10 protein-coding genes are annotated in these 10570 nt (G+C 63.5%); 6 read left to right on the plus strand and 4 right to left on the minus strand.

The window, feature by feature from the left end:
* Positions 1-101: 101 nt before the first annotated feature.
* The gene (grpE, locus tag RT028_RS03080; protein WP_312932329.1) at positions 102-656 is read right to left on the minus strand and encodes a nucleotide exchange factor GrpE; all 555 of its coding nucleotides are present in this window, start codon (positions 654-656) and stop codon (positions 102-104) included.
* Between the two features lie 192 nt (positions 657-848).
* Here grpE and recN point away from each other — a divergent pair, with 192 nt between their 5' ends.
* On the plus strand, positions 849-2522 hold the full coding sequence (gene recN / locus RT028_RS03085) for a DNA repair protein RecN (RefSeq protein ID WP_312932331.1): 1674 nt from the start codon (positions 849-851) through the stop codon (positions 2520-2522).
* 251 nt (positions 2523-2773) lie between these two features.
* Here the strand turns inward: recN and fur are convergent, their stop codons facing one another.
* Positions 2774-3178, minus strand: a complete 405-nt coding sequence (gene fur / locus RT028_RS03090; RefSeq protein ID WP_312932333.1) for a ferric iron uptake transcriptional regulator — start codon at positions 3176-3178, stop codon at positions 2774-2776.
* A 97-nt stretch (positions 3179-3275) separates the two neighbouring features.
* On the opposite strand from fur, the gene RT028_RS03095 reads away from it, so the two are divergent.
* A complete protein-coding gene (locus RT028_RS03095) occupies positions 3276-3812 on the plus strand; it encodes an outer membrane protein assembly factor BamE (RefSeq protein WP_312932335.1) in 537 nt (178 codons plus the stop codon).
* A 71-nt stretch (positions 3813-3883) separates the two neighbouring features.
* Here RT028_RS03095 and RT028_RS03100 read toward each other — a convergent pair whose 3' ends face one another.
* A complete protein-coding gene (locus RT028_RS03100; protein ID WP_312932337.1) occupies positions 3884-4318 on the minus strand; it encodes a type II toxin-antitoxin system RatA family toxin in 435 nt (144 codons plus the stop codon).
* A 163-nt stretch (positions 4319-4481) separates the two neighbouring features.
* Here RT028_RS03100 and smpB point away from each other — a divergent pair, with 163 nt between their 5' ends.
* On the plus strand, positions 4482-4964 hold the full coding sequence (gene smpB / locus RT028_RS03105; RefSeq protein WP_312932339.1) for an SsrA-binding protein SmpB: 483 nt from the start codon (positions 4482-4484) through the stop codon (positions 4962-4964).
* A gap of 37 nt (positions 4965-5001) precedes the next feature.
* Here smpB and RT028_RS03110 read toward each other — a convergent pair whose 3' ends face one another.
* Positions 5002-5769: an FCD domain-containing protein gene (locus RT028_RS03110; protein WP_312932341.1), complete on the minus strand. Its 768-nt coding sequence runs from the start codon at positions 5767-5769 to the stop codon at positions 5002-5004.
* Between the two features lie 253 nt (positions 5770-6022).
* Here RT028_RS03110 and RT028_RS03115 point away from each other — a divergent pair, with 253 nt between their 5' ends.
* The 3 genes from RT028_RS03115 to RT028_RS03125 form a co-directional block, all read left to right on the plus strand.
* Complete coding sequence (locus tag RT028_RS03115) at positions 6023-7693, plus strand: lactate permease LctP family transporter (RefSeq protein WP_312932343.1); 1671 nt, start codon at positions 6023-6025, stop codon at positions 7691-7693.
* A 63-nt stretch (positions 7694-7756) separates the two neighbouring features.
* Entirely contained in the window at positions 7757-8917 is a 1161-nt protein-coding gene (gene lldD / locus RT028_RS03120) for an FMN-dependent L-lactate dehydrogenase LldD (RefSeq protein WP_312932345.1), read from the plus strand.
* Between the two features lie 203 nt (positions 8918-9120).
* Positions 9121-10570 (plus strand): FAD-binding oxidoreductase (locus RT028_RS03125; RefSeq protein ID WP_312932347.1); only part of this gene is annotated, 1450 nt, incomplete at its 3' end.

Below are 10570 nucleotides of genomic sequence, written 5' to 3' on the forward strand. Positions count from 1 at the left end.
TTAACTCTCCCGAAACTTGAATGAGGTAGCAGCGACTAGCTCTCGCCAACTGCGGCAATACTTGAAGGCTTGATTTCTAAATGGGGATGCCCTGAAAGATTTCAAGCCTTTTCATTGATAGAAGGCTGAGCTGCCGCCGGCGCCTTGCTGACCACCACCATGGCGGGGCGCAGCAGACGGCCGTTGAGCAGGTAGCCTTTCTGGAACACTTTCAACACGCTGTTCGGCTCGACCTCGGCACTCTCTTCCATCGCCATCGCCTGGTGATGCTCGGCGTTGAACGGCTGGCCATGCGGGTCGACCGCTTCGAGGTGGTAGCGCTTGAGCGTGTCGCTGAACATTTTCAGGGTCAGCTCCATGCCTTCGCGCATCGGACGCAAGGCTGCGTCGCTGGCATCGGACAGCTCAAGGCCACGCTCCAGGCTGTCGAGGATCGGCAGCAGGTCATTGGCGAACTTCTCGAGGGCGAACTTGTGCGCCTTCTCGACATCCTGGTCAGCGCGGCGACGCACGTTCTGCAGGTCTGCAACGGCACGCAGCGATTGATCCTGGGCAACGGCCAGTTGCTCCTCGAGCGTCTGTACACGGGCAGCCAGGTCAGAGGCGCCGGTTTCTTCAGCGTTAAGGTTTTGCTCATCCAACTGTTCGTCAGCCATTGAATCTCTCCTGGGCAATTCGGGGTCTGCGAGCGTGCTCGCCTCGTCTGATCGTTATATGGGGTTGGAAAAACCAGCTTCAAGGGTTGGCGTGATCGGGTGATGGCAATTCACCGAGCGTCATGCAGGCATTGTCAGCTCACCGCAAAGCACTGTATAAATAACCAGATCCGAACCTTTGGGAGCCTACCCATGCTGGTGCACCTGTCGATTCACAACTACGCCATAGTCGAACACCTCGACCTCGAACTTGCCCGCGGCATGTCCGTGATCACCGGTGAGACGGGTGCTGGCAAATCCATCATGCTCGACGCCCTCGGCCTGGCCCTGGGCGACCGCACCGACAACGGCGTCGTGCGCCCGGGCGCCGACAAGGCCGACATCCTCGCCACCTTCGATCTGGTCGACATCCCCGAAGCCGCCGCCTGGCTGGCCGAGCGCGACCTCAACCAAGACGGCCCGTGCATCATGCGCCGCGTCATCACTGCCGAAGGCCGCAGCCGCGGCTACATCAATGGCACGCCCTGCACGCTGGGCGACCTCAAGGCGCTGGGCGAGCTGCTGATCGACATCCACAGCCAGCACGAGCACCAGTCCCTGCTCAAGGCCGACACCCATCGCCGCCTGGTCGACGAATACGCCGGTGCCGTGGAGCTGTCGCGCCAGGTGCAACTGGCCGCGCAGCGCTGGAAGCAGACACGCCTCGAACTGGAGCGCCTGTCCAACTCCGGGGATGAGCAACGTGCGCGCCAGCAGCTGCTCAGCTACCAGCTCGAAGAGCTCGACAACCTCGGGCTGGGCGAAAACGAGCTCGAGCACATCGAGCAGGAACACAAGAACCTCACCAATGCCGAGGCGCTGTTCGGCATCTGTCGGCAGGTCATCGATCAGTGCAGCGAGAATGATTCGGGCAATGTGCTCAACGCCCTGACCAACAGCCTCAACCGACTGGGCGCGGTCGCCAATGCACCCAAGGCCTTGAGCGAATCGGTCAACCTGCTTTCCAGCGCGCAGATCCAGATCGAAGAAGCCGTGGGCGAGCTCAACCGCTTCCTGGACAATTTCGATGCCGACCCTGCAAGGCTGCAGGCGCTCGAAGAGCGGCTCGACACCATCTACACCCTGGCGCGCAAACACCGCGTGCACCCCACCGAGCTCCCGCACCTGCAACAGCGGCTGATGGTCGAGCTGGAAAGCCTCAACGCCAGCGACGAATCACTCGAGCGCCTGGGCGAAGAGCTGACGGCCTATACCAAGCATTATCAAGAGAAAGCCGAAAAGCTCAGCGCCCTGCGCACGCAGGCTGCCAGCGAGCTGGCCAATGCGGTAGAGCAGGAAATACAGCGACTCGGCATGCCAGGCGGGCGCTTCCAGATCGGCCTGGTGCCGCTGAACAGCCAGGAGCTTTCCCCGTATGGCCTGGAGCAGATCGAACTGCTGGTCAGCGCCAACCCTGGCCAGCCGTTGAAAGCCCTGGCCAAAGTGGCCTCGGGCGGTGAGCTGTCGCGTATCAGCCTGGCGATCCAGGTGATCACCGCGCAGACCTCGCGCATTCCCACGCTGGTGTTCGACGAAGTCGATGTCGGCATCGGCGGCCCCACGGCGGAAATCGTCGGCCAGCTGCTGCGCCGGCTGGGGGACCGCGGCCAGGTACTGACCGTGACCCACCTGCCGCAGGTGGCTGCGCAAGGCCATCATCACCTGTTCGTGCACAAGGTGCGCGACAGCGACACCACCCACACCGCCGTCGCCCACCTGGGCAAGCGCGAGCGGGTCGAGGAAGTGGCGAGGATGCTGGGCGGGATCGACCTGACCAAGGAATCCCTGGCTCATGCTCGCAAAATGGTCGTTACTGGCAAGCACTGAGGCAGACCGGCGGCTGGTTTTTGACCCGCCACGCACCGAAACGGCGGTCCGAAGGTCTATGCCGGCCAGTTAAGCAATTGGGGCCGCTCCGCGGCCCATCGCGGCTGAAGCCGCTCCCACAGATTTACGCGAACTCTGTAGGAGCGGCTTCAGCCGCGATGGGCTGCAAAGCAGCCCCAATAATGACGACCCGAATCAACCGACTAGCATCAACCTCCGGGTCGTCCTTCTTGCATCAGCAACGAAATTCGTTACTTCTTCTTGCGTACGTACAGGACCAGGTTGTGGTCCACCAATTCGTAGCCATGCTCCGCGACGATCTCACGTTGCCGACGCTCGATCTCGGCATCCATGAACTCGATGACTTCGCTGGTTTCCACGTTGACCATATGGTCGTGGTGGCCGCCATCTGACAATTCGAATACCGCATGACCGCCGTCGAAGTTATGGCGAACCACCAGACCCGCCGCTTCGAACTGGGTCAGTACGCGATACACGGTTGCCAGACCGACATCTTCGCCAGCCTCCATCAACGCCTTGTAAACGTCCTCGGCGCTCATGTGACGCTGCTCGGTCGTGTCGAGCATTTGCAGAATCTTCACTCGAGGCAGTGTCACCTTGAGACCGGCTTTGCGTAATTCGCTATTTTCAACCATGGTCAGCTTTCTCGCCGATGCTGCTTCGCAGCTTCTCTTAATACGGGTATGATCGGGGTTTACGTTGTCCAGCCAAGATAGTGGAAGTCGCCCACCGATGCAAAACACCAAGCTCTTGCTAAACAGCCTCGCCCTCGCGGGACTGCTCGCACTCGCCGGTTGCTCGTTTCCCGGGGTTTACAAAATCGACATCCAGCAGGGCAATGTCGTCACGCAGGACATGATAGACCAATTGCGTCCGGGAATGACCCGACGGCAAGTGCGGTTTATCATGGGCAATCCCCTGCTGCAGGACACCTTCAACACCAATCGCTGGGATTACCTTTATAGCCTTCAGCCTGGCGGCGGCAAGCGCCAGCAAGAACGCATGAGCATTTTCTTCAACGAGAATGATCAGCTGGTCAACCTCGCCGGCGACTTCATGCCAGGCGTCAGCCGCGACCAGGCCATCCTGGGCGGCAGCGGTGACACCAGCGTCGTTCCGCAGGAAGGCGCCAGCGAAGCACCGCAGCAGCAGCCGGTGGAAAAACCAGCCGCACCGGGCTCGACCGAAGAGTCGATCCAGCGTGAAATCGACAGCATCGAAACCACGCCTGTGCCGACCCCAGCGCCGCTGGAAACCTCGCCACAGTAAGTGCATGCGCAGAAAAAAGCCCGGGGCATTCCACCCCGGGCTTTTTTACGCCTGCGCGCCGGCCCCGACGGTCAGCTGGCGAGTTGCTTGGCGCGCTCGCAGAAGGCATCGACCAGGGTATTGGCGGCCTGATTGAACAGCGGCCCCAAGGTGGCGCGCACCAGCGAGCCGGCGTAGTCGAATGACAGGTCCAGGCTGATCTTGCAGGCCTTGTCGCCCAGGGCCTTGAAGGTCCAGATACCGTGCAGCTGGCTGAATGGCCCTTCTTCCAGGTTCATCTCGATCGACTGCCCCGGCACCAGCACATTGCGCGTGACCAGGTGCTGGCTGATGCCGCCCTTGGCGACTTCCAGCCTGGCACGCATCTGGGTTTCGCTGGCTTCGATCACGGTCGTGTCCGAGCACCACGGCAGAAACTCCGGGTAGCGGGCAACGTCATTGACCAGATCGTAAAGGGCCTGGGCAGGGTACGGCAGCAGGGCGGAGCGTTGAATATGGGTAGTCATCCAGGCATCACTTCCAAAGCGGGGCGGCAGCGCTTCACAGCGCATCGGAAACCGGTCCTGTTCCAGGACGAGGATGCGCCATTGTCCGGCATTCAACCCACAGGCTCAAGCACGCCCAAATCCCGTAGCCGACAGCGCGACGACTCCCTATAATGCCGCCCCTATGGCTAAACAAAAGAAACATCCGACAGGGACCATCGCGCAGAACAAGAAAGCGCGTCACGATTACTTCATCGAACACAAGTTCGAGGCCGGATTGGTCCTGTCCGGTTGGGAAGTAAAGAGCTTGCGCGCCGGCAAGGCCCACCTGGTAGACAGCTATGTGCTGCTCAAGGATGGCGAAGCCTGGTTGTTCGGCAGCCACATCACGCCGCTGACCACTGCAAGCACCCACGTCATTGCCGACCCCACGCGCACGCGCAAGCTGCTGCTGAACAAGCGCGAGATCGAGCGCCTGGAAGTGGCCGTCGCCCAGAAGGGTTACGCCTGCGTGGCCTTGGCGCTGTTCTGGAGCAAGCACCTGATCAAGTGCGAAATTGCCCTGGGCAAGGGCAAGAAGGAGTTCGACAAGCGCGATACCCTGCGCGAGCGCGACTCCAACCGCGAGATCCAGCGCGCCGTGCGCAGCAAGGGCAAGGACGTCTGACCTCGCCCTGCCCGCCTACCACCCCGGTGGGCGGCGCTCAGTTGCCGCTGCGCCGCTCCGCCCGCGCCACGCGTTGGGCTTCCTGCTGGGCTTCGGCCAGCACTTCCTGCACGTAGAGAATGTGCCGGCTGGACACTTCGCGCGCGTCGTCCGCACGCCCTTCGATGATCGCCTGATACAGCTCGCGGTGCTGATTGATCAGCATGTCGCGCGTTTCCGGCCGCTGCTGATACATCCCGCCAATGTTGGTCACCACGTTGCGCTTGAGCAGGTCGAACAGACCCCGGATGGTGTGCAGCAACACCGCATTGTGGCTGGCCTCGGCAATGGCCAGGTGAAAACGCGCATCCGCCGCGCCCTCTTCAGCCCGGCTCACTTCATCGACACGGCAATAGCAATCCTGCAGCACCTCGAACGCCGCCTTGAGCCGCGCCCGATCAGGCTCGGTGGCACGCTGCGCCGCGTAGTACGCGCATGACGCTTCAAGCGTGTGGCGGAACTCCAGCAGGTCGCGCTGTGCATCGCCGTTACGCTCAAGCAATTGCAGCAAGGGATCGCTGAAGGTCGACCCCAGCGCTTGCGCCACATAGTTGCCCCCGCCCTGCCGGCTGATCAGCAGCCCCTTGGCCACCATCTTCTGGATCGCTTCACGCAGTGACGGCCGCGACACCCCGAACTGCTCGGCCAACGCACGTTCGGCCGGCAGCCGCTGCCCCGAGATCAGGGTGCCCTCCAGAATCATCCCCTCCAGCCGCTCGACGATATCGTCGGACAGACGCCGTTGGTGGACCTGATCAAAAACCATCACATGCTCTCCAGAAACGCCGGGCAACTCCCGAAGCGCTCTATTCTCGCCGATCCGCGCCACGGCGACACGCAGCAGATGACGAAATCCGCCGCTCGGCAACGCGCCACTCATCGCCCTTCGACCAAAGTTTGCATCGAGACAAATTGACACACCCCAATCGCGCTCTTAACCTAGCGACCAGCCATTGTAAATTGGTATTACCAATTACCCAATGCCATTGCTGACCAACAACAATTAGGGGTCTCCCCATATGCAAACCTGGCAACAACTCTATGCCCCACTTGGTAGCCTCGGGCTCTCCGCCGCCGCTGCCGTCGTGCCGATCGTGTTCTTCTTCCTGGCCCTGGCAGTGTTTCGCCTCAAGGGTCACGTGGCCGGCAGCATCACCCTCGGCCTGTCGATCCTGATCGCCATCTTCGCCTTCAACATGCCTGCTGACATGGCCTTGGCTGCCGCCGGCTATGGCTTCCTGTACGGCTTGTGGCCAATCGCCTGGATCATCGTCGCCGCCGTCTTTCTCTACAAACTCACGGTCAAGAGCGGCCAGTTCGAGATCATCCGCAGCTCGGTGCTGTCGATCACCGACGACCAACGCCTGCAAGTGCTGCTGATCGGCTTCTGCTTCGGTGCGTTCCTCGAAGGTGCAGCCGGCTTCGGCGCACCCGTGGCAATCACCGCCGCACTGCTGGTGGGCCTGGGCTTCAACCCGCTGTACGCCGCCGGCCTGTGCCTGATCGCCAACACCGCCCCCGTGGCCTTCGGCGCACTGGGCATTCCGATCATCGTGGCCGGCCAGGTGACCGGCATCGACGCCTTCCACATCGGCGCCATGACCGGCCGCCAGCTGCCGCTGCTGTCGCTGTTCGTGCCGTTCTGGCTGGTGTTCATGATGGACGGCCTGCGCGGCGTGAAGGAAACCTGGCCTGCCGCCCTGGTCGCCGGCCTGAGCTTCGCCGTGACCCAGTACTTCACCTCCAACTACATCGGCCCGGAACTGCCCGACATCACCTCGGCGCTGGCCAGCCTGATCAGCCTGACCCTGTTCCTCAAGGTCTGGCAGCCCAAGCGCTCGATGACCCAAGCCCAGGGCAGCGCCGGCGCCGCGGTGCTGCAAACCGCCGGAAGCCAGCCAACGCCCTACAGCCTGGGGGAAATCTTCAAGGCCTGGTCGCCGTTCCTGATCCTCACCGTGCTGGTGACGATCTGGACCCTGAAGCCGTTCAAGGCCGCCTTCGCGCCGGGCGGGGCGATGTACAACTTCGTGTTCAACTTCGCCATCCCGCACCTGGACCAGCTGGTCATCAAGACCGCGCCGATCGTGACCACCGCCACTGCCATGCCGGCCGTGTTCAAGTTCGACCCGATCTCGGCCACCGGCACCGCCATCTTCCTCTCGGCGGTGATCTCGATGCTGGTGCTCAAGATCAATGTCAAAACTGGTCTGACCACTTTGAAAGAGACGCTGTGGGAGCTGCGCTGGCCGATCCTGTCGATCGGCATGGTGCTGGCCTTCGCCTTCGTCACCAACTATTCCGGGATGTCCTCGACCATGGCCCTGGTCCTGGCCGGCACTGGCGCGGCGTTCCCGTTCTTCTCGCCGTTCCTCGGCTGGCTGGGCGTGTTCCTCACCGGTTCCGATACCTCGTCCAACGCCCTGTTCAGCTCGTTGCAGGCCACTACCGCGCACCAGATCGGCGTCAGCGACACCCTGCTGGTAGCGGCCAACACCAGCGGCGGGGTGACCGGCAAGATGATTTCACCGCAGTCCATCGCGGTCGCCTGCGCCGCCACCGGCCTGGTCGGCAAGGAATCGGACCTGTTCCGCTTCACGCTGAAACACAGCCTGTTCTTCGCCACCATCGTTGGCGTGATCACCTTGGTTCAGGCCTACTGGCTGACCGGCATGCTGGTCACTCATTAATGTGAGAAGCACCGGGCGCCTGCGCGCGCCCGGTCACGCTCTCCGTCCACGCTGCGAGACCCCATGATCATTTCCGCCTCCACCGACTATCGCGCCGCAGCCCAACGCAGGCTGCCCCCGTTCCTGTTCCACTACGCCGACGGTGGCGCCTACGCCGAATACACCCTGCGCCGTAACGTCGAAGACCTGGCCAGCATCGCCCTGCGCCAGCGCGTACTCAACGACATGTCGCAACTGAGCCTGAGCACCGAGCTGTTCGGCGAAACCCTGAGCATGCCCGTGGCCCTCGCCCCGGTCGGCCTGACCGGCATGTACGCCCGCCGCGGCGAGGTTCAGGCCGCACGCGCCGCTGCCGCGCACGGCATCCCCTTCACGATGTCGACCGTCTCCGTGTGCCCCATCGAAGAGGTGGCCCCGGCCATCGACCGCCCCATGTGGTTCCAGCTCTATGTGCTGAAAGACCGCGGCTTCATGCGCAACGCCCTGGAGCGCGCCAAGGCCGCCGGCGTGCGCACCCTGGTGTTCACCGTCGACATGCCGGTGCCCGGCGCCCGCTACCGCGATGCGCATTCGGGCATGAGCGGGCGCAACGGCCCACTGCGGCGCATGCTGCAAGCCGTGACCCACCCACAGTGGGCCTGGGACGTCGGCGTCATGGGCAAGCCGCATGATCTCGGCAACATCTCCGCCTACCGCGGCAACCCCACGGGCCTGGCCGACTACATCGGCTGGCTGGGCAACAACTTCGACCCATCGATCTCGTGGAAAGACCTGGAATGGATTCGTGAATTCTGGGACGGCCCGATGATCATCAAGGGCATTCTGGATGCCGACGACGCCCGCGATGCGGTCAAGTTCGGCGCCGATGGCATCGTGGTCTCCAACCACGGCGGCCGCCAGCTCGACGGCGTACTGTCCACCGCCCGCGCCCTGCCCGCCATCGCCGACGCAGTGAAGGGCGAGATCAAGATCCTCGCCGACTCCGGCATCCGCAGCGGCCTCGATGTGGTGCGCATGATCGCCCTGGGCGCCGACAGCGTGCTGATCGGCCGCGCCTTCCTCTACGCCCTGGCCACCCACGGCGAAGCCGGCGTGAAAAACCTGCTGGAACTGTTCGAAAAAGAGATGCGCGTGGCGATGGTACTGACCGGCGCCAAGTCGATTGCCGAGATCACTCGCGACTCCCTGGTACAAAGCTCGCGGGTACAAGACGCCCGCGCCTGATGTATCCGGCTCCCGCGGCGCTGCTGCGGGAGCCCGCTGCTTTCATCCAACTGCAAACAGCGCCATACGGCCTAAGAATAAAATGCAGCCCCTGTGGGAGCGACTTCAGTCGCGATGGCCGGCCCCGCCGGCCCAAAGCCGCCGCCGATCCCCACAGTCACACCCAAACGCAAAAAACGTGGCGCCCCGCCAAGGAACCCCAAATGACCCTCCCCACCCCCTTCCTACGCGACGCCACCACCCTCATCCCCGCCGAGCGCCGCTTCGACGACCCCACCTCGACCCTCGCCTTCGGCACCGACGCCAGCTTCTACCGCCTGATCCCCAAGCTGGTGATCCGCGTCGAGTCCGAAGCCGAAGTCATCGCCCTGCTCAAACTCGCCCAGCGCGACCGCGTACCCGTGACCTTCCGCGCCGCCGGCACCAGCCTCTCGGGCCAGGCCATCAGCGACTCGGTGCTGATCGTGCTCGGCGACAACTGGAACGCCCGCGAGATTCGCCAGGACGGCGCGCAGATCCGCCTGCAACCCGGCGTCATCGGCGCCCAGGCCAACGTCTGGCTGGCCCCGTACGGGCGCAAGATCGGCCCCGACCCGGCCTCGATCAACGCCTGCAAGATCGGCGGCATCGTCGCCAACAACGCCAGCGGCATGTGCTGCGGCACCGCGCAGAACACCTACCACACCCTGGCCGGCCTGCGCCTGGTGCTGGCCGACGGCACCTGCCTTGACAGCGAGGACCCGGCCAGCGTCGCGGCCTTCCAGAACAGCCACGCCCCCTTGCTCGACGCCCTCGCCCGCCTGGGCCGGGAGACCCGCGCCAACACAGCCCTGGCCGAGCGCATCCGGCACAAGTACCGGCTCAAGAACACCACCGGCCTGTCGCTCAATGCCCTGGTGGATTTCGACCAGCCGCTCGATATCCTGCAGCACCTGCTGGTCGGCTCCGAGGGCACCCTGGGCTTCATCAGCGCGGTGACCTACGACACCGTGCCCGACCACCCGCACAAGGCCAGCGCCCTGCTGGTGTTCCCCAGTGTCGAAAGCTGCTGCCGCGCCGTGCCGATCCTCAAGCGCCAGCCCGTATCGGCCGTGGAGTTGCTGGACCGGCGCAGCCTGCGCTCGGTGCAGGACATGGCCGGCATGCCGGTGTGGGTCAAGGGCCTGTCGGCCAACGCCTGCGCCCTGTTGATCGAATCCCGCGCCGCCAGCCAGACCCTGCTGCACGAGCAAGTGCACCAAGTGATGGCCTCGATTGCCGAGTTCCCCCTGGAACAGCAAGTGGATTTCAGCGAAGACCCGGTGGTGTACAACCAGCTGTGGAAGATCCGCAAGGACACCTTCCCCGCCGTGGGCGCCGTGCGCCAGACCGGCACCACGGTCATCATCGAAGACGTCACCTTCCCCGTCGAGCAACTGGCCGAAGGCGTCAACCGGCTGATCCAGCTGTTCGACCAGCACCGCTACGACGAGGCAATCATTTTCGGCCATGCGCTGGAAGGCAACCTGCACTTCGTCTTCACCCAGGGTTTCAACAGCGCCGAGGAAGTGGCGCGCTATCAGGCCTTCATGGACGACGTGGCGCAGCTGGTGGCCGTGGAGTTCGGCGGCTCGCTCAAGGCCGAGCACGGCACCGGGCGCAACATGGCGCCCT

It is taken from the genome of Pseudomonas sp. (assembly GCF_032058845.1).
In the GTDB taxonomy this organism is placed as follows: domain Bacteria; phylum Pseudomonadota; class Gammaproteobacteria; order Pseudomonadales; family Pseudomonadaceae; genus Aquipseudomonas.